This window comes from Pseudomonas sp. KK4, from assembly GCF_001984065.1.
In the GTDB taxonomy this organism is placed as follows: Bacteria; Pseudomonadota; Gammaproteobacteria; order Pseudomonadales; family Pseudomonadaceae; genus Aquipseudomonas.
On sequence record NZ_LYVP01000025.1, the window covers coordinates 37,191 to 54,834 of the forward strand.

Annotated in this window: 16 protein-coding genes and 3 pseudogenes; 13 read left to right on the forward strand and 6 right to left on the reverse strand. The window is 58.2% G+C overall.

The window, feature by feature from the left end; all coding sequences use genetic code 11:
• Positions 1 to 82: 82 nt before the first annotated feature.
• Positions 83 to 478: a hypothetical protein gene (locus tag B0W55_RS11595; RefSeq protein WP_077046136.1), complete on the reverse strand. Its 396-nt coding sequence runs from the start codon at positions 476 to 478 to the stop codon at positions 83 to 85.
• 49 nt (positions 479 to 527) lie between these two features.
• Between B0W55_RS11595 and B0W55_RS31120 the strand changes: the two are divergent.
• The 6 genes and pseudogenes from B0W55_RS31120 to B0W55_RS11625 all read left to right on the forward strand — a co-directional run.
• Positions 528 to 731, forward strand: a pseudogene (locus B0W55_RS31120) (DNA cytosine methyltransferase); the annotation flags it as partial.
• Complete coding sequence (locus tag B0W55_RS30765) at positions 704 to 919, forward strand: hypothetical protein (protein ID WP_175645498.1); 216 nt, start codon at positions 704 to 706, stop codon at positions 917 to 919. The pseudogene B0W55_RS31120 and the gene B0W55_RS30765, both read left to right, overlap by 28 nt.
• A 145-nt stretch (positions 920 to 1,064) precedes the next feature.
• Positions 1,065 to 1,190, forward strand: coding sequence for a DUF4406 domain-containing protein (locus B0W55_RS31530; protein WP_371807265.1), 126 nt, complete (start codon positions 1,065 to 1,067; stop codon positions 1,188 to 1,190).
• A 551-nt stretch (positions 1,191 to 1,741) separates the two neighbouring features.
• Positions 1,742 to 2,056, forward strand: coding sequence for a hypothetical protein (locus B0W55_RS11615; protein ID WP_077046138.1), 315 nt, complete (start codon positions 1,742 to 1,744; stop codon positions 2,054 to 2,056).
• The gene (locus B0W55_RS11620; RefSeq protein ID WP_256576270.1) at positions 2,053 to 2,322 is read left to right on the forward strand and encodes a hypothetical protein; all 270 of its coding nucleotides are present in this window, start codon (positions 2,053 to 2,055) and stop codon (positions 2,320 to 2,322) included. The genes B0W55_RS11615 and B0W55_RS11620 overlap by 4 nt, the downstream gene beginning before the upstream one ends.
• A gap of 610 nt (positions 2,323 to 2,932) precedes the next feature.
• A pseudogene (locus B0W55_RS11625) lies at positions 2,933 to 3,429 on the forward strand (hypothetical protein).
• A gap of 162 nt (positions 3,430 to 3,591) precedes the next feature.
• On the opposite strand, the pseudogene B0W55_RS31125 reads toward B0W55_RS11625, so the two are convergent.
• The 4 genes and pseudogenes from B0W55_RS31125 to B0W55_RS11645 form a co-directional block, all read right to left on the reverse strand.
• A pseudogene (locus B0W55_RS31125) lies at positions 3,592 to 3,738 on the reverse strand (GMC oxidoreductase); the annotation flags it as partial.
• Positions 3,739 to 3,759: 21 nt separating this feature from the next.
• Positions 3,760 to 4,704, reverse strand: coding sequence for a hypothetical protein (locus B0W55_RS11635; protein ID WP_077046139.1), 945 nt, complete (start codon positions 4,702 to 4,704; stop codon positions 3,760 to 3,762).
• Between the two features lie 4 nt (positions 4,705 to 4,708).
• Entirely contained in the window at positions 4,709 to 6,376 is a 1,668-nt protein-coding gene (locus tag B0W55_RS11640; RefSeq protein ID WP_077046140.1) for a hypothetical protein, read from the reverse strand.
• A gap of 7 nt (positions 6,377 to 6,383) precedes the next feature.
• Positions 6,384 to 6,893 carry an SMI1/KNR4 family protein gene (locus tag B0W55_RS11645; protein ID WP_077046141.1) on the reverse strand — a complete coding sequence of 170 codons (510 nt, stop codon included), beginning with the start codon at positions 6,891 to 6,893 and terminating at the stop codon, positions 6,384 to 6,386.
• Positions 6,894 to 7,264: 371 nt separating this feature from the next.
• On the opposite strand from B0W55_RS11645, the gene B0W55_RS11650 reads away from it, so the two are divergent.
• From B0W55_RS11650 to B0W55_RS11660, 3 genes are all read left to right on the forward strand, one after another.
• Positions 7,265 to 9,670, forward strand: coding sequence for a glucose/quinate/shikimate family membrane-bound PQQ-dependent dehydrogenase (locus B0W55_RS11650; protein WP_077046142.1), 2,406 nt, complete (start codon positions 7,265 to 7,267; stop codon positions 9,668 to 9,670).
• A gap of 126 nt (positions 9,671 to 9,796) precedes the next feature.
• Positions 9,797 to 11,095 (forward strand): carbohydrate porin, encoded by a 1,299-nt coding sequence (locus tag B0W55_RS11655; protein ID WP_077046143.1) that lies wholly within the window; start codon positions 9,797 to 9,799, stop codon positions 11,093 to 11,095.
• 17 nt (positions 11,096 to 11,112) lie between these two features.
• Positions 11,113 to 11,304, forward strand: coding sequence for a DUF2790 domain-containing protein (locus B0W55_RS11660; protein ID WP_139340897.1), 192 nt, complete (start codon positions 11,113 to 11,115; stop codon positions 11,302 to 11,304).
• Positions 11,305 to 11,360: 56 nt separating this feature from the next.
• On the opposite strand, the gene B0W55_RS30775 is transcribed toward B0W55_RS11660, so the two are convergent.
• The gene (locus tag B0W55_RS30775; RefSeq protein ID WP_175645499.1) at positions 11,361 to 11,519 is read right to left on the reverse strand and encodes a hypothetical protein; all 159 of its coding nucleotides are present in this window, start codon (positions 11,517 to 11,519) and stop codon (positions 11,361 to 11,363) included.
• A 283-nt stretch (positions 11,520 to 11,802) separates the two neighbouring features.
• Here B0W55_RS30775 and B0W55_RS11665 point away from each other — a divergent pair, with 283 nt between their 5' ends.
• The 4 genes from B0W55_RS11665 (at position 11,803) to B0W55_RS11680 (ending at position 17,643) form a co-directional block, all read left to right on the forward strand.
• Positions 11,803 to 15,888, forward strand: a complete 4,086-nt coding sequence (locus B0W55_RS11665) for a DEAD/DEAH box helicase (protein ID WP_077046145.1) — start codon at positions 11,803 to 11,805, stop codon at positions 15,886 to 15,888.
• A gap of 11 nt (positions 15,889 to 15,899) precedes the next feature.
• Positions 15,900 to 16,181, forward strand: a complete 282-nt coding sequence (locus B0W55_RS30780; RefSeq protein WP_175645500.1) for a hypothetical protein — start codon at positions 15,900 to 15,902, stop codon at positions 16,179 to 16,181.
• 202 nt (positions 16,182 to 16,383) lie between these two features.
• Entirely contained in the window at positions 16,384 to 16,734 is a 351-nt protein-coding gene (locus tag B0W55_RS11675) for a lysozyme inhibitor LprI family protein (protein WP_077046147.1), read from the forward strand.
• A 216-nt stretch (positions 16,735 to 16,950) separates the two neighbouring features.
• Positions 16,951 to 17,643, forward strand: coding sequence for a 3-oxoacid CoA-transferase subunit A (locus B0W55_RS11680; RefSeq protein ID WP_077046148.1), 693 nt, complete (start codon positions 16,951 to 16,953; stop codon positions 17,641 to 17,643).
• Position 17,644: the final 1 nt, after the last annotated feature.

The following is a 17,644-nucleotide window of genomic DNA, read 5'->3' on the forward strand; positions in this document are numbered from 1 at the left end:
AAAAACTTCAAAAATTACCCCGGCTCCATGCCGGGCCGAACACAGATACCCCACTTCTACGAATCACGCCAGCCGGCGAGCATCAGTTGAGGCCGAGGGCCCGAAGAAGCAGAAGCGCGTCATCGCGCGATAAAACCTTTATTGCCCAGTGCTCACCCCCAACCTTGTGCGAGTCATCAGTGAAGCTTTCAGGAAACTGAGTCTTGAGTATGTCCTTAATGTAAAGCCTCATCTCGATCACAGGCGGGCGCCACTGGAACACCAGCTTTTTGTGGGAGGGCATTATCGAAAAGCACCATTCGCCATTCAGGTCGATGGCAATGGACCGCACCTCTTTTTGCGGCGACACCCTGCAGGTGACTTTATCAAAACAGGTCAAGGTGCCAACCAGTAGTGCGAACGCTTCCTTGACCTCCTCGTTTTGGATGTACTCGTAAAACTCTGCAATCCGCTCCGAATACTCTGCACCTTTCAGCATCGCGCATTCCTCCACCCTAACCCTAAAACACTGTAGCCGTTTGGCGACGAGGCACACCGTCAATCACCCTAGCGCGATGCACTACACCACCGACGTGTTCGATGGGGATCCGGATACCGAGTGCGGCGGCAAAGCCGTTGGTTGGTTCCATATGTCGCCGGACTGCACTCACCACAGCCAGACCGCTGGCGACCAGCCGCGCAAACGCAAAATACGCAACCTGTCATGGATTGGCCTGAAGTGGACCGGCAAAACCACCCAGACGATCGCCACGCCATCGAAAACTTGCATCAGCAGCACGCCGAACGCTTTTCGGACCAGCTTATTGCGTTTCGGGATCAGGCCTACGCGATGGGCACGAACCGAGGCGCAGCGATCGCCAAAGGTGGTGTCACCCTCGCGCCGACCGCGCAAACCGCTTGTATTTTGCGGGTCCGATGACTGGCTTCGAAGACTTCAACTTCCCCGCCTTCAAGATGGCCGCCGACCTGCGCGCCCACGGTTACGTCGTAGAAAACCCGGCAGAGCACGGTGTCGTCGAGGATGCAGATTGGGCTGACTACATGCGCGCCTGGGCGTGTGTGGAATGGTGGCGGTCTTGCCCGGGTGGGAAAACTCGAAAGGCGCCAGGCTCGAAGTGCACATTGCCCGCGAGCTCGGCATGCCGGTTGTGAATGCCCATGATCTGTTATCGATGGAGACTGCATTATGAGCAACCGTTGCTCATACGAGTTGGCTATTGCTCTGGCGCTCGCCTGAACTCTTCTCGAGTAGGCATCGTCCAATCCGAAGCTCTTCTTTCATGGACCGATTCATCGCGGCTGTATCCACCGTATGTGAACATCAAAAGGTAAAACGCGAACGCCGTTGCGGCTAACGCTGCCCTGCCCATGGGGTTCGCATCCTTGGGTAGCCCACCCGGTCCGATACAGACCCAGCCTCCTCGGAGGTAAGCAAATACTGCTTGGATGAACCATCCATGCACGAACAACGCCCCAAAGAAATTGCTCCAATCCCCAGAAAAACGCACAAAAGCGTTTACAAATGAAGCCGTAATCATCAACGACAGTAGCAAGTACCGATAGCGTCTCAAGAACGCCAAGGCGTCGCTTTCCATACCCATAAGACTCTATCCCTTCGATTGGTCTAGCTTCCCTCGGCACAACGCCTACCAAGCGCCGTAGGGGCGAGCCAATTCTAAGTCAAAAACTAATTTAAACCCTCCCCTTCAAAGTCAGCCGCTATAGCGGCAAGGACGAAGTCATGCCTGAAGAAAAGTTGATTGGTCCCGTAGAAGTCGTGCGAGACGAGGACGGCTACTGGTATCACCCAGACCTTCCTGAATTCGATGAGGACGCTGAGGCTTGGAAAGCATGGCTCGAAGCCCAGGGCCTGAAGGTGATCGGCTGGACCATGGATTCCGACTTGGACGCCCATCCTTACTGGGAAGACGGCGAGGCTCACTGCCTCGGCTGGGAGCCAGAGACGCCGCCCGATGATGGCTGGTTCCTGCTCGGCATTTTCGACACGGACGACGGCCCATATGTGCAGTGGGCACGCCTCGAGGTGGCGCCATGAGCCGCAGCGGATACAGCGATGACTGCGAAAACTGGAGCCTGATCTGCTGGCGGGGCGCGGTTAATTCGGCCATCAAGGGCAAGCGCGGCCAGGCGTTCCTGATCGAGCTGCGCGACGCGCTGGACGCCATGCCGGTGAAGCGCCTGACGACAAACACACTCGAAGCCGACGGCGAGTTCTGCACCCTGGGTGCGCTCGGCGATGTTCGTGCAGACTCACTGAATCCATGTGCAGTTCACTTTGTCGAGCCATCGTTTTGCTTTTGAATTTAGAATGTCAATTTGGCAGCTTTCTTACAGTTGTGTCTTGATCGTCGGGGTACAAGTAAGGGAAACGTTTCTTATCCAAGATAAGAGCTGTAGCGGTCCCCTCCATGTAACCGTTTACGCAGCGGTTACCAGCGGGTGCGGCCCCTCTCCAGGGCACGATGTGCAAATCAACTTTGGTAATACCAGTCGCCCCAGAGCATTTGCCTTGAATTTCAACGTGTTCGTCAGTAGTTGAACGTTCCCATCGGTTAGAAGCCCCGCAATACACATTTTTATGTGTACCTGTTTGAGTACCGTCCCGAAGCTCTCTGGGGTGCCGCCATACGCGCTATGTACCTCATGCACATTTGCCTTAATGCTCTTCCACTCTGCTTCGGAAGCGGTCGCAGCAGTCTCTATGTCGTCACGCCGTGTATCCGGCAAGTGGCTTTCGCATCCAGATAGAGAACCAATTAGAACAGCAAGGCCGACAGCATAAAAACGCATCCATGAAACTCCCTAATTAGAAAGCCTCAAATGATAGCAGTCAGCTATTCGACAGAGCGACTCTCAGCCTAACCCCACCCCACACAAGAGCGTGCCAGTGTAAGGCGGGCGAGGAATTCGCATGTTCTACGAAAAATACCCACTGCGCGAAGTCGCGATAGAAGCCATCTCTGATATCGCCCAGCACTTGCCGCTTGACTGCCAGATGTTCCTCATCATTTGCCGCCCCGGAAAGCTGACTTCGCCCTGGTTCTCCCTTCGTCAGAGGCGAACCTGAATAACGCGCTCGACGCACTGCGTCGCCAAGGCCTGAGCATCGACGACGACAACGCCTATAAGCGCGACGTGCTCGACTGTGTCGTCAGCGTACTTTCGCTCGGCGCGCAGAAGACCTGCCCACATCCGGCAGGACACTGGGGCCAGCGCTTCTGGGGTATCGGCCGCGAGGAGCGCGGACTTCACGAAGAACTCGTCGCCGCACTGAACCTCACCCGCGAGAACCTGGGCGCCTGCCAGGCAACCATCCACCTGGCCGGCGGCTTCGATCCTGCCTATGTGAATGACGCCCAAGCGGCCATGAAGATCGCGGACGCGGTCCTGGCTAAGGCCGGCGCATAACCCATCACCACTTGGTCAACGCTCACCGTCAAATACGCAGCGCGTTTGCAAACACCATAAACTGCATGCAACGGACGTTGGATTGTAACTGGAGTATCGATGCCTGATTGCGGCGAAGCCGGGGCAAAACGTCAAAGGCTCACGCTTCTGCCAGCCCTCCTGGATCATAGCTGCCGCTTTGTCGCCGATCATCATGGCAGCAGCATTCGTATTTCCAGAGGGCAGATCCGGCATCCCCGATGCATCTGCGATACGCAATCCTTGAATGCCGCAAGGCCTCAGTCGAACATCGACAACTGCATCGAAGTCCGCCTCCAAATGACAGTGGTATCAGCTCACCACTGCCCGCCAGGCAACCGCTAGCAACGCAAGGCCAAACAATACAGAGATGATGAGCAATCGCTTGGCGAGACGTTTGTGCTCGGCAGCCTGTTGCTCCAGTCTCAGCTCCAGTGCGCCGATTTTCTCGAGGCCAGGCGCCAAATGCAGGCCAACTGACTGCTCGAGTTGTCCTGGTAACGCCTCGTTGAGAGCATTGAGCTTGCCCTCAATTCCCTCGCTATGCCTGATCAGCTTCTGCTGCTGATCTTGAGCGATACGCATCAACTTTTGGTCTCGGGCTTCCAAAGAATCGACTGCTGCCGATAAGGACTCAGCTACGTCTTTGCGGGCTTGTTCGAGTTGCTCAGCAATCGCTTCTTGAACGTGCTGATTGACCTGAACGATACGTTCTTCAGCGGCTTCTACACGTCGTACACAGCCGATCAAGTCGCGTGCTTGCGTAGCCGTAAGGCCTTTGGCTTCAAGCAGGCCCTGGTTGGCCGTGCGAATGTCCTGTTGCTGGACCGCCAATTGTTCTTGCTGGTCAAGAATCGTTGCGTTCTGCAGCGCCAGTTGTCGAGCCTGCTCTTCCAGACGCCGCTGCTGACCTAACAGGACATCCTGCTGGTCGCACAGCACCTTGGAAACGGCCGTGTTAAAGATCAGCAACTGCGAGGAGTGCCGATTGAGGTTGGAAATCTCCGTCGTCAGGCTGAGCTGAGCATCTTTGATCTTGTCTTCAGTGTTATTCCACCAATTGCTCAGGACGTTCTGAGAGCTTTTCTCGTTACGCGCTCTTTGCAGTGCATCGTTGGCACTTTGGGTCTGGTTCTGAGCATCGACCACAGCACCGATCAGCTCCTTCACACAACTGCTACCGATGACCGATTCGGACAAATCCGCTCGAGAAAGAGCGGTTACGATCTGGATTTCCTTGCCTGTCAAACTGCTCATTGCATTACCTTGCCTTAAAAAAATCATCAAGCATTGCGTGGGTGTCATCCAGATACGCGACCATCTGGTGCGTTTCCTTGACTTGTGCTTTGGCCGTCTCGATGGAAGCAGCAAGACTGAACGCGGTTGCTTGGGAAGCTTGCTTAGCATTACCCAGCACACTTTCGACGTACTCGTAACTGCTCATAGATTCGGCATATTTGCCGATGGATCTCAGAGAGACGTCGGCTTGTCCCATCAAATCGCTCGCCAACCGTTCGGCCAAGCGACCGTCAAGCGTGATCGCATCCAGCAATTTTTCGTCGTAGCCGTAGCGGTATCGCTCGAACAGGTTATCCAACTGATAGGCCAAAAAGGCACTGAGCAACCCAGTCAACATGCCGACCAGCACACTCGCGACGATATCGGCGACTGGTAGCAGCAATGGCAGCGTCTTCAAGAAGGTCGCCACACTCTCTTGCAGGAGAAACCCCACACTGGTAACCACTACCGTCGTGAGTATTTTCAAACCTTCCTGGATAGCTTGATCATTGGTCATCCCCTTGGGCGGAAACATGATCATCTTCATTGCTTTGACCAAGCCCAGAAGGCCGTCGCGAATGATCGTGACGAAGCGCTTGGCGGTAGACAGAAAGTTGTTGATCAGGAACGTGATCAAATTGCTCATGAACCCGCTGACTCCCCCCTGAAGGGCCTGGGAGGCAGCGTCTGGGATTTTTTTCACGACCGATGCGATAACCCGCTGCAGACGCTCTTTGATCTCCTCAAACAGTGACTTGCCTGCGCTGACCCCGGCCTTGATCAACACCTTGAACTCATTGAAAAGACCGTTGACCAGTTCGGTCAGTAACACGCCCATCGATTGTCTCAGTCCCATCATCGCTGCCTGCTTACCACCGGTAGTGAAGAGCTCACCAGCCTGTTTTTTTAGCAGTGCTCTGTTGGCAGTACGATCTGCATGCGCCCGGGCTTTCTGATAGGCCGCATCAACCAATGCCGGATCGAGTCCGAACTCGTCTGCGTTGGTACTTCCATCAGGGCGTTCACGATTCGCCCACTCGTCCAGATCGTGAGCTTTTTTCGATCCGTTGGCAGGTTTGTTGGTCAGTGCAAGGTTGTCATCGTCGTTGACCATTTTTCGCATGCGCCCGGCATCGACGCGCTGCTCGCCCGTCGCAGGGTCGACTACTACATCCCCAAGGGCTAGATGGTTCTTGGCGGTGCGGTGGGTCTCGCCAATAGAGACCACGTGATCCAACTCAACGGTGACGGTCTCACCCCGGTGCGTTTTGGTCGTACCGTCGCTTGCCACCTCGGCACCAGTGTACTCGTCACGCCCCTCGGCAATCCGCTCTGCACGTTTTTGCTCCCAGGTTTTACCTCCGGCAGCCTTGGCTTTCGTTTTGGTATCGATCTCGTACTGGGCGCGCGTCTGCTCGTCATACTCGGTCTTTGAGTGGGTGTGCAGAGCCCTATCTGACGCGGTCGCAACGTATTGATCGTCGTCTCGGGAAAAATTGTGCAGAGTGGTGACATTCCCACCGTTCTTGTCATCGAACATCGCCGTTGACAGTCCAAAGGGCCCGATGATTTGCCCGATGACTTGTTGCTGGCAATCGCTGAATAATTTTTGAAGGCGCTGCTCGCGCATTTCAGTAAGCGTCAGATCCATGGAAGCCTCAGGCGCACAAACGGTTGGCGAAGGCTTTGAACCATGCGGAGAAATCTGGTGCTTTCACCGAGCGTCGGGGGAATTCGTGGGAATAGCTTATTACCTGGCCGTGGTTCCCTTCGCGTGTCGGCGCTAGGTCAAGACAGAGATTGTCACCGGCCCCATTAGCCGCGAAAGGAATCCAATGAGGATCCCACCAGGCATGACGCACCGCAGGGTCTGGCTTGCCCAATGGCTCATCAAGATCGCCTCGATCCAACAGTCGGCGCAAGGCTGACCATTCGAGGCCGATTTTGCGCGCTGAAAGAAATTCATAGCCCTCAAACAACCATTCAGCGCCACCCCGCTGCCCGTCGTGCCGCATCAGACACGTCTTGAAGTCATCAGGCAATGTCACACCCAACAGTTTCTCGAGCTCATGGATCTGGGCGCTAGACGCCGGAGGATTAAGGTCGTCCAGTTGCTCTGGATTGTTGGTCTTCAGAAAAGTCTCAAGTTCATGCCATAGCTGTTGCAAAGTAATCCTCCATGATCGCCGCAACGCGCAGCTTTTCGTTAATTCTGACTGATAGCACTTAGATACCACTCAATATCGTGCCCTAACAATCCTGGCTTGTCATGTCCACTTTAGCCATGTTCGAACACTGCATTCCGTGCCTGACGACTCGCACCACTGCGCTTTGGCCAAAACCTGTCAATACTTCCCTGTGGCCTGACAAAAAAAAGACTCAAGCAGACGTTTCCACCCCCTCTGCAAAATTCCCTGCTCACCCGCCACTGTGGGCAGGCGCGGCAAAGCAGCGAAGTCCGTTTTATTTTGAATTTATGATTTAACTAGATAGTTAGCTATCTATATAATGCACTCATCATTTCAACGGGACGTTCAACGTGAAGCAAAGTCAACGCCTCTCGGGCATATCGAAATTCATTCTGGTCGGACTGGGTGTGATCATCGCCCTGCTCGGCCTGGCACTGACTGCAGGCGGCTTTAAATTGGTCAGCCTGGGAGGTTCCTGGTATTTCCTGGTGGGCGGGCTGGTGATGGCCGTTTCCGGTGTGCTGATCGCCAGATGCAAATCAGCAGGGGCCTGGCTGTTTGCTGTGTTTCTGCTGGGCACAGCCATTTGGGCCGTTAGCGACGTGGGCCTGGTGTTCTGGCCGATGTTCTCGCGCCTGTTCATGTTCAGCGCGATCGGCCTTGCCGTGACATTGGTCTATCCACTGCTCAAGCGTGCCAACGGTGACGTTCCGGGCCATGGCGCCTATGGCGTCACTGCTGTATTGGCGATCGGTCTGGCGGTGGCCGCCGGCAATATGTTCGTTGCACATCCGACAGTCTCCGCGACCGGCACAGGCCCTGGGCTGACGCCGGTCGAGCCGGACAAGGCGCAGAAGGACTGGGCGCACTACGGCAACACCGAAGGTGGCAGCCGCTTCGCCGCACTGGATCAAATCAATCGCGCCAACGTCGACAAGCTGAAGGTGGCGTGGACCTATCACACAGGTGACGTCGCTGAAAGCGACGGCAACGGGGCTGAAGATCAGCTCACCCCGCTGCAGATTGGCAACAAGGTGTTCATTTGCACCCCACACAACAACCTGATCGCGCTGGACGCCGATACCGGCAAGGAACTCTGGAAAAACGCGATCAACGCGCAATCCAAAGTCTGGCAGCGTTGCCGTGGCATGGCGTACTTCGACGCCACGGCGGCAGTTGCCAAGCCAGGCAGCTCGCCAGTCGCGGCGTCTCAAACCGCACCGGTCGCCAACTGCCAGCGTCGCTTGCTGACCAACACCATCGACGCTCGTCTGATTGCCGTGGATGCCGACACGGGCGAGTTCTGCCAGGGTTTTGGCAACAAGGGCCAGGTGGATCTCAAGGCCGGCCTGGGTGATGTCCCGGACAGCTACTATCAGTTGTCCTCCGCCCCGCTGATGGCCGGCACCACCGTGGTGGTGGGCGGTCGCGTGGCCGACAACGTGCAAACCGACATGCCCGGTGGCGTGATCCGTGGTTTCGACGTGATGACGGGCGCCATGCGCTGGGCCTTCGACCCGGGCAATCCGCAGGATAAAAAGGCGCCCGCAGACGGCAGCACCTATGTGCGCAGCACACCGAACAGTTGGGCGCCCATGTCTTACGACGCGGCAACCCATACCGTTTTCCTGCCGATGGGCAGCTCCTCCACCGACATCTATGGCGTGGAGCGCAGCAAGCTCGACCACACCTACGGAGCCTCGATCCTGGCGCTGGACGCCGACAGCGGTGAAGAAAAGTGGGTGTTCCAGACCGTTCACAACGACCTCTGGGACTTCGACCTGCCGATGCAGCCGAGCCTGATCGACTTTACCAAGGACGGTAAAAGCATCCCGGCGCTGGTCATCGGCACCAAGGCCGGGCAAATCTACGTGCTCGACCGTGCCACGGGCAAACCGCTGACCGACGTTGAAGAAGTGCCGGTAAAGGCGGCAAACATCCCCGACGAGCCTTACTCGCCCACCCAACCGAAATCGGTGGGCATGCCGCAGATCGGTGCTCAGCACCTGACCGAATCCGACATGTGGGGGGCGACGCCTTACGATCAACTGCTCTGCCGCATCGACTTCAAGGGCATGCGCTACGACGGTTTGTACACCGCGCCGGGCACTGATAAATCCCTGAGCTTTCCCGGGTCGCTGGGTGGCATGAACTGGGGCAGTATCTCCACCGACCCGGTGCACGGCTTTATCTTCGTCAACGACATGCGTCTGGGCCTGTGGATTCAGATGATCCCGTCGCAGAATAAAGGCCAGGCCACTTCCGGTGGCGAAGCGTTGAACACCGGCATGGGCGCCGTACCGCTCAAGGGCACGCCGTATGCAGTGAACAAAAACCGCTTCCTCTCGGTCGCCGGCATTCCTTGCCAGGCACCGCCGTTCGGCACGCTGACCGCCATCGACATGAAGACGCAGAAAGTCGCCTGGCAGGTCCCGGTCGGTACTGTTGAAGACACCGGCCCGCTGGGTATTCGCATGCACCTGCCGATCAAGATCGGTCTGCCGACCCTCGGCGGCACCCTGTCGACTCAAGGTGGCTTGATCTTCATCGCAGGTACTCAGGACTTCTACCTGCGCGCCTTCAACAGCGGCAACGGTGAAGAGGTGTGGAAAGCCCGCCTACCCGTCGGCAGCCAGGGCGGCCCAATGACCTACGTCTCACCGAAGACCGGCAAGCAATACATCGTCATCACCGCCGGTGGTGCGCGCCAGTCGACCGATCGCGGCGACTACGTGATGGCCTACGCCTTGCCGTAAGCCGCCGTGCCCGCCTCACTGGCGGGCAACTCTCTGTGCGCGGCAGCGGCAGCGGCAGCGGCAGCGGCAGCTGCAGGTGCCGCGCCGTCTTGCGAAATCATTGAAGATTGCACCAGGAAGACTCACATGTTTTTGGCTGTTCGCTTTTCCCATGCAGGCTGGCTCAACGGCTTGCTCCTGGGCCTGATCTGCAGCACCACCCTGCCCGCCTTCGCCGATACCGATTCGAACCTGTTGACCCGCGATACCCTGACCGGTGATTGGGGTGGTCTACGCCACCAGATGGCTCAGGACGGCATCAAATTCACCGGCGAATACAGCGGCGAAACCGCCTACAACGCCGATGGCGGCCTGCACCATTCGGCCCGGTATTCGCAAAACATCAAGCTCGGCGCGCAGTTCGACCTGAGCACACTGTATGGCGTGGATAATGCCGGCAAGATCCAGCTGACCATCAACGACCGACGCGGCAACAGCGCCTCCGAGGATCTGGTCGGCAACCGTCTGCCCATCCAGGAAAACTACGGCGGTCTCTACACCCGCCTGACTGAATTGAGTTACGAGCGCAGCCTGTTCACCCCGGCGCTCAACGTGAAGCTGGGCTACATGGCCATGGGCAACGACCTCGGTGGCCTGGACAGCGGCATTCTCTGCAACTTCATGAACGCCGGTTTCTGCGGCCATCCGCTGAACATGTCCGGCGGCAGTGGCTGGACCAATTACCCCAACGCCCACTTGGGGGTGCGCGTGAAGTACGACTTGTCGTCATCCTGGCAACTGCGTGTGGCGGCCTTCAATGTCGACCCCGAGAGCAACGGCAATTCCAGCCGTGCCTGGCACCTGGGCCCGAAACACACGACCGGCACCGTGGTGCCGATCGAACTGGTGTACAAGCACGCGGGTGAGTTGCCGGGCGAGTACAAGGTGGGCTACTACTACGACAGTTCCGACGTGCAACGCATCGGCAGCGACAAAGAAGTGTCCGGCCGCAGTGGTCATTACCTGCTGATTGATCAGGCCGTGTGGCGTTCGCAATCGTCCGAGGGCCGCAGCCTGCACGCCTTCGGCCAGTACTCGGCGGCCAGCGAGGCGGCTTCACCGTTCAGCAAGTGGTACGGCACCGGCGTGGTTCTGTACAAACCGTTCGAAGGTCGCCCGCGTGACACCGTCGCTCTGGGCTATGGCCGGGCTGTACCCAATCCGCGCAGCCGCGATGTGCAGCAGGACGCTGCGCAGGCCAACGGCACAACGTTGCCGAATCTGGACAGTGCTGAACAATTGATCGAACTTGGCTACGGCTACCAGGCCACGCCCTGGCTGACGCTGCGCCCGAATATGCAGTACATCATCGAGCCGGGCGCGTTTTCCGGGCAGGAGATCGACAATGCGCTGGTGTTCGGATTGCAGGTGAAGGCTTCGCTCTGATCTCAACCTGGAGAGACATGATGAAACTGCTCGCGATCACCGCCCTGTTGTCAGGTTCCGTCGCAACAATGGCCTCTGCGCAAAATGACGGCGCTTACGATTACTCCCAGCCTTTGGATATCGCCAAGGTGATCGAGGTTGAAGCGATACCCTCCACCATCAAGCCCTGCCCGCAGACACGAAAAGCCCCGGCGGTTGCCAGGGCTTGATTCCATCCATCTGGACCCGTGCGGATGCACCGATACTCAAGACATTGAATGCCGCGTCACTCGTCCTGATCAATCTGATCAAGAAAATCAACTTCATCCTCTTCTTCATCAACAATGGCCTGAGCGTCTTCTTCGACCCATGACTGGTCATCATGAAATTCATGATCGAGCAGGTGGTCGTGCTCGGGCTCTGGAATATCTCGTTCTTCGCTCATGGCTTACCGACACAAAAATTGAAAGAACGGATTGTATAGGCTGCCCCCTTCCACCGGTCAACGATCCCGAAACAGCTTGGCGTTGTCTTCCAGAGGCAAGAACCCGCCTTTGCCCATGAAGGCCTGTGGCACTGCGCCTGCATGCGGGCGCGGGGCTGTTTTATATCGGATGGCCTCACGGGATCGTGAGTCGACAAGCCGGGCCGACTCGTGAAAAATGCATCTCTTCGCTGCGGGTTGAGACCGCCACGTTCACGAAAGGCTGAGCGCCACGAGGTCCAGCATGCTCCCCGAGTCAATCGCACCCGACCACTTGCCAAATCATTGCATGGCGGTTCTGTACGGCCTGGTGACGTCATTCCCCGGCAAGGGCAAGGCGTCGCTGCTGAAACTGTTGCGCACGAAGGGCGTGCAGGACGCCGACGGCCGATTGCTGGACAACGAAACGCTGATCGCGCTTTTGGAGTCGCTGCAACGTGAGCGTTGGATCACCTTGGAGGAGCGGCCCGAAGGGCGCTATCTCAACGTTACGCCCGAGCGATTCAACCGCGTGTTGCTGAGCCTTTTGAAGTCGGCAGATCGCGAGGCATGGCTGCACGAGATCCAGGCCAGCCTGCCGTTGCTCAGCGAGTGGCAAACCCCGTCCCGACCACGGATATTGCAGGACCTCTGGCTTAACCTGCTCAAGGGTGATTTGGGTGAGCTGGCGCGCTCCCTGCGTCTGGCGGCCTATTTGTTCTCACACCCACAGTTGCCGGTTATACATCCGATGCGTTCGCTGCAGTCCGACGCTGAAGGTCTCGAAGTGTTCGCCCGACTTGACGCCAACATCCGCCTGTTGCTGGTCGAAGATCATCTCCATCTGATCAACACCCTGCTCGGCCCGGCCGGCCGTAGCTACTCACTGGCCCAGCGTGAGATGGAGGCTCGGCCCAACCGGGCACTGGGGTTGGAACTGGCGCTTCAGGCCCTTTGGCGAGCAGACTGGGTCACCCTTGAACACATCGACATCGATGAATTGACGTTGCTGCAACAGACCATCCATCTGTTGCTTCGCGGCCGCGTGAGCGAAACGCTGCAGGTGCTGCGTACCTGGCTGACCGAGATGCGCAGGCTGACCAAGAAGCGCAAGATCGATCTGCCCCCCGTACTCAACACGTTTTACTGCCTTGCGCTGATCGCGGAGAACGACCCACTGCAGCGTGCCTCGCTCAAGCAAGCCATCGCGCTGGGTATCAAGGAACACTACGGGAACGCCTACACAGCGTTACAAGGTCTGTTGGAGCAATTGGCGGGAGAACAACCGTCCCTTCCCCTTTTTTTGCCCTCCTCGCTCAATGGCCTGGACGGACTGGTGCGCGCCATCGCCCTGTACTGGCTCGATGCGCCTCAGGTACGCCAGGAGAAGTGGCGGACCACCCTGCAGGATTACCGTGATGCACTGGCTCGGGATGAATACCTCTGGCTGGCGGCGGAATTCGACGCGCTGATTGCCGTGCAATTCGGTCAACCCCGGCAATTGGCCGATGTACATCAACGTTCGGGCTTGCAGCCCCTGGTTGCACTCTGCCAACGCCAGGAAGCGTGGGAACATGCCCTGGCTGCGCTGAGCCAACTGAGGTCGGGCAAGCGGTCAACCGCCCCCCAGGCGGACGAGAAAAACACGCGCCTGGCCTGGTACGTCCAGTTAGGGGGGTACTGGACCACGGTGGAACCCCGAGAACAGAAGCGCAACGCGAAGGGGCAGTGGAGCAAGGGGCGCGCGGTGGCACTCAAACGCCTGGCGGAGGACGGCACTCTGATGGACTTTCTCTGCGAACAGGACCGACAGGCAATCAGCGCCATTCAGGTGAGCTATCACTACCACAGCCCCGAGTACGAGTTGGCCGCCATCCATGCTTTGCCTCGCCTGATCGGTCATCCCGCGATCTACTGGCAGGACGCGCCGGACGTGCGCATCGATCTGCACGCGGGCCAGGCCGCCCTGCATCTTGAGAACCATGCCGAGCAGATTCGCCTTCACCTCGAGCCACCCGGCATCCTCGAGGCAGGTGAAACCTACCTGCACAAAGAGACCCCAACACGTCTGCTGGTCTACGCCATCAGTCGCGAACTGCGCAAAGTTGCAGAAATCGTCGGCCAGGGCCTGAGCGTACCGACATCGGCCAAGGCGCAACTGATCGAAGCCGTGGGGGCCATCGCGCCGCTGCTGCCGATCCACTCGAACATCCCCGAACTCACAGGGCACCTCGATCGAGAACCTGCCGACACCCGTCTTTACGCCCACCTGCTGCCCTTGGCGGAAGGGGTGCGTCTGCAGTTATTGGTGCGCCCATTGGCTGACGGCAGCTGGTTGCGGCCCGGTCACGGCGCAGAGAATCTGCTGGGCGAACGCGATGGCAGGCCGCTGCAGGTCTCTCGAGACCTGGCCGGTGAACGCCACGCCCTGCAACAGGTACTGCAAAATTGCCCGGGACTCGCCTATGCCGACAGCGACGGTCAGGAGTGGCAATTGGACCAGCCCCAGCATGCCTTGCAATTGCTCAGCGAATTGCACGCACTGGACGGCGATCTGCTGCATTGCATCTGGCCGGAAGGTGAGCGCATGCGGATCAAGGCCCGCCCGGGCCTGACCCTGCTCAAGCTGGGTCTTCGTCAGCAGGGCGACTGGTTCGTTCTGCAGGGCAATATCACCCTCGACGACGGCAAGGTGCTGCAGCTCAAAGAGCTGATGGAGCTGCTCAAGGCCAGTCCCGGTCGTTTTCTGAGACTCAACGAACGCGATTGGCTGGCCCTCGACGACAGCTTGCGCAAACGCCTCGATGAACTGGCTCACCTGACGGACCGGGTCAGTGACCAGGGCTTGCGCCTGAGCCCGCTCACCTCGCCGCTGCTTGCCAGCCTGGCTCAGGAAGTCGGCCAGTTCGACGCCGACGCCAGCTGGCAGACACACCTCGAAAAACTGCAATCGCTGCGAGACTATCAACCCCTGGTGCCCGGCACCCTGCAAGCCGAGCTGCGCGATTATCAACGCGACGGGTTCGTTTGGCTGGCGCGCCTTGCCCGGTGGGGTGTCGGCGCCTGTCTGGCCGACGACATGGGTCTGGGCAAGACCGTCCAGACGCTGGCCCTGCTGCTGCAACGCGCCAGCCTCGGACCGCAACTGGTCGTAGCCCCGACATCCGTCACGCTCAATTGGCAAGCCGAAAGCGCACGCTTCGCTCCAAGCCTCAAATTGCGCCTCTATCAACAGCAGCGCAGCCTGAGCGACCTCGGCCCCGGGGATCTGGTCATCGTCAGCTATGGCTTGTTGCAGCTCGACACGACTGCATTCACCGAGCTGCACTGGACCAGCGTGGTGCTGGACGAAGCGCAAGCCATCAAGAATGCCCAGACCAAGCGCTCCCAGAGCGTCATGGCGTTGCAGGCTGACTTTCGCATGGTCGCCACCGGCACCCCGCTGGAAAACCATCTTGGCGAACTGTGGAACCTGTTCCGATTCATCAACCCCGGCCTGCTCGGCAGTCAGGAAAGCTTCGCCGCCCGCTTCGCCACCCCCATCGAACAAGGTGACGTAGCGGCACGCCGGGCACTCAAGGCATTGATCCAGCCCTTTATTCTCCGTCGACTGAAAAGTCAGGTGCTCGCAGAACTGCCGGCACGGACCGAGATCACCTACAAGGTGCCGTTATCGAACGAAGAAGCCCACCAATATGAAGCCTTGCGTCAGCAGGCGGTGGAGACCCTCTCGCGCCCCGCCTCAGCGGCGGGCAAATCCCTGCAAGTGCTGGCCGAAATCACCCGCCTGCGACGCTTCTGCTGCCACCCCTCGCTCGTTCTGCCTGGCTCAACGCTGCAGAGCAGCAAGTTGCAGGCCTTCACCGAAATCGTCAGCGAACTGCTTGAGAACCGGCACAAAGCGTTGGTCTTCAGCCAATTCGTCGACCACCTGAATATCGTTCGCGCCTGGCTCGACCAGCAGGGCATCGCCTACCAGTACCTTGACGGCGCAACGCCCGTCAAAGAACGGCAGAACCGGGTCAATGCCTTTCAATCCGGAGTGGGCGACATCTTTTTGATCAGCCTCAAGGCAGGCGGCAGCGGGCTCAACCTGACGGCGGCGGACTACGTGATCCATCTCGATCCCTGGTGGAACCCGGCCGTTGAAGATCAAGCCAGCGACCGTGCCCATCGGATGGGTCAACAACGGCCTGTGACGATCTACCGCCTGGTCACCGAAAACAGCATCGAAGAGCAGATCGTGAATTTGCATGGACGCAAACGGGACCTGGCCGACAGCTTGCTCGACGGTGGCGAGATCAGCGCAAAACTGGACGCTGATGCGTTGTTGGAATTGCTTAAAGGCTAGAAACGCCATGGGTGCCTGATCTCTTGTCAGGCCTGACCCGAGAAGCGCGCAAAAATGCGGGTGCGTTTCGTTATTTCAGAAACCTAAGCCACCTCTTTCCTAAGGCCTCGCCCCCGCCCATCCGCCATGTGATGGAGGTACTCGCGCCATTTCCTGAAGGCCTGATACTGCCGTTTGGCAGCCTGCTCCCACTCAGGGCTGCCAATGAGCTCGACCGGCAGGGCCATCATCTGTTCGGTAGCCAGATCCAGCTCATCAATGAGCTCTCGGCCATTGGGCATATTAATAATTAGAGATCGCATAGAAACCTGTCTATTTGGGCTAATTCATTGATTAACCTGCAGACAGAAGGTGCACTGGACCCGACGAACGGTAGCTTCCTGCCGTGAATGCCTGACATTCCAGCTCCCTACCCGCAATACAAAACTACAGTTAACACCCCAACCCTTTAAGGATCACCACCCTGCAGTTTTCCTGCCCCCACGAGTGCTGTCCATGATCAAAAAAATCTCCCAGGCGTCGATGATCGCCGTTCTGCTGTCTGCCTCAACCACCTGGGCCGCCAGCTTCGACTGCGACAAGGCGGCTGCCACCGATGAAAAAGCCATCTGCGCCCACCGCGCGCTCAACGACATGGACGTGAAGATGGCGCTGCTCTTCGAACTCGATAAGCGCTTCGTGCCCATGGGTGGACGCGATGCGTTGATCGATCAGCAAAAAGCCTGGCTCAGGCAACGACAGGCCTGTGGCGCCAGGGTGGCTTGCCTGACGGGTGTCTATCAGCAGCGCATCGAGACGTTGCGAGACATCATCGATACCCGGGTGGTCACCCATGGGCCGTTTTGAAAAGACGCCTGCGCACGTCATGTTCAACCTGCCGCCAATGGGCCTCCCGCCTTGTTCGTTAATCGGTTTTTGTTCGTTAATCGCACGACATCGCCTGCCGACCCCTCCACTGTGCCCGATTTCTTGGCACGCTAGGCACATCATCAACGGCACAGTGATTCATGCAGTTTTCCTTCGGATCATTCTGGTCAGCCAACATGAAAACAGGAGTCCTCTTTGATCAATAAAACGTTTGAATCCGTCGCTGCTGCGCTGGACGGCATTGCCGATGGTTCGGTCATCATGGTGGGTGGTTTCGGCACTGCCGGGATGCCGTCGGAGTTGGTGGATGGCGTGATCGCTTCGGGCGCTCGCGATCTGACCATCATCAGCAACAATGCCGGCAATGGCGAAATCGGTCTGGCCGCCTTGCTCAAGGCCGGAAGCGTGGCCAAGGTCATCTGTTCGTTTCCACGCCAATCCGATTCCTATGTGTTCGACGAACTCTACCTGGCGGGCAAGGTGCAGCTGGAGGTCGTGCCACAAGGCAACCTGGCCGAACGCATTCGCGCGGCGGGGTCTGGCATCGGTGCGTTTTATTCGCCCACCGGGTACGGCACATTGCTGGCCGAAGGCAAGGAAACCCGCGTGATCGACGGTCGCAACTATGTGCTGGAAATGCCGTTGCACGCCGACGTCGCACTGATCAAGGCTGAAAAAGGCGATCGCTGGGGCAATCTCACCTATCGCAAAGCTGCGCGAAATTTTGGACCGATCATGGCCATGGCGGCGAAAACGACGATCGCCCAGGTCAATAGCATCGTCGAGTTGGGCGAGCTGGACCCCGAGCACATCATTACGCCGGGGATCTTCGTTCAGCGCGTGGTCGCCGTGCCGCGCGCCCTTCTCTCCAAAGCCAACGTCAACTGAG

Excerpts from the sequence above, each read along its gene's own strand:
- B0W55_RS11595 (WP_077046136.1), bottom strand. The coding sequence starts at position 478 with ATGCTGAAAGGTGCAGAGTATTCGGAGCGGATTGCAGAGTTTTACGAG.
- B0W55_RS30765 (WP_175645498.1), top strand. The coding sequence starts at position 704 with ATGGATTGGCCTGAAGTGGACCGGCAAAACCACCCAGACGATCGCCAC.
- B0W55_RS31530 (WP_371807265.1), top strand. The coding sequence starts at position 1,065 with ATGGTGGCGGTCTTGCCCGGGTGGGAAAACTCGAAAGGCGCCAGGCTC.
- B0W55_RS11615 (WP_077046138.1), top strand. The coding sequence starts at position 1,742 with ATGCCTGAAGAAAAGTTGATTGGTCCCGTAGAAGTCGTGCGAGACGAG.
- B0W55_RS11620 (WP_256576270.1), top strand. The coding sequence starts at position 2,053 with ATGAGCCGCAGCGGATACAGCGATGACTGCGAAAACTGGAGCCTGATC.
- B0W55_RS11635 (WP_077046139.1), bottom strand. The coding sequence starts at position 4,704 with ATGAGCAGTTTGACAGGCAAGGAAATCCAGATCGTAACCGCTCTTTCT.
- B0W55_RS11640 (WP_077046140.1), bottom strand. The coding sequence starts at position 6,376 with ATGGATCTGACGCTTACTGAAATGCGCGAGCAGCGCCTTCAAAAATTA.
- B0W55_RS11655 (WP_077046143.1), top strand. The coding sequence starts at position 9,797 with ATGTTTTTGGCTGTTCGCTTTTCCCATGCAGGCTGGCTCAACGGCTTG.
- B0W55_RS11660 (WP_139340897.1), top strand. The coding sequence starts at position 11,113 with ATGATGAAACTGCTCGCGATCACCGCCCTGTTGTCAGGTTCCGTCGCA.
- B0W55_RS30775 (WP_175645499.1), bottom strand. The coding sequence starts at position 11,519 with ATGAGCGAAGAACGAGATATTCCAGAGCCCGAGCACGACCACCTGCTC.
- B0W55_RS11665 (WP_077046145.1), top strand. The coding sequence starts at position 11,803 with ATGCTCCCCGAGTCAATCGCACCCGACCACTTGCCAAATCATTGCATG.
- B0W55_RS11675 (WP_077046147.1), top strand. The coding sequence starts at position 16,384 with ATGATCAAAAAAATCTCCCAGGCGTCGATGATCGCCGTTCTGCTGTCT.